The following is an 806-nucleotide window of genomic DNA, read 5'->3' on the forward strand; positions in this document are numbered from 1 at the left end:
GGACGTAACCAAGAATACAAAGTTGCGAGAGCTGTGGTGTTCAGAAAATCAGTTGACTCAACTGGATATAAGTCAAAATAAGGACTTAATAAGTTTAATGGTATTTGGAAATAGAATTGATCGCGCATCTATGGATCGACTTGTAGCGCAGTTGCCGAGTATTTCTATCCCTGAGTATGAAGAAGATTATGGCTTCTTCGTTGCCGTAGATACCAAGAACCCCAACGAAGGAAATCACCTAACCCAATCCTCTGCAGCAAAGGCTAAGAGTAAAGGCTGGAAAGTTCGAGACCACAATAATGGTAAAGATGCTAGTGGTGAGGATGATTGGCGAGGCATACCCTATGAGGGAGAGAGTGGATTTATTACCATGACGACCAGCAAGAAGGTCGGCGAGGAGCTCACTCTCCGGATTCAGAGTGAAGGCTCCTTTACAGTGCAAGGCGTAACACATAAGGGAGAAGGCAAGTATGAGTTGACAGCTACTGACGGGCGCATTACACTCAAAGGCGATGTAACTCAGCTGTATTGCCCTAAAAATCAGTTGACACAATTGGATGTAACCAAGAATACAGCGTTGTCGTATCTGGATTGCTATGACAATCAGTTGACACAGTTGGACGTAACCAAGAATACAGCGTTGAAGTACCTGCTTTGCGATAACAATCAGTTGACTCAACTGGATATAAGTCAAAATAAGGACTTAATAAATTTAATGGTATTTGGAAATAGAATTGATCGCGCATCTATGGATCGACTTGTAGAGCAGTTGCCGAGTATTTCTATCCCTGAGGAGGAAAAAGAAT

General features: G+C 42.7%; 1 pseudogene. It reads left to right on the forward strand.

The annotated features are described in order from the left end of the window. Positions 1-130: 130 nt before the first annotated feature. Positions 131-806: pseudogene (locus JCM15907_RS13090) on the forward strand (hypothetical protein); the annotation flags it as partial.

Origin of the sequence: Porphyromonas gingivicanis JCM 15907, from assembly GCF_000614585.1 — a bacterium.
Taxonomy (GTDB): domain Bacteria; phylum Bacteroidota; class Bacteroidia; order Bacteroidales; family Porphyromonadaceae; genus Porphyromonas; species Porphyromonas gingivicanis.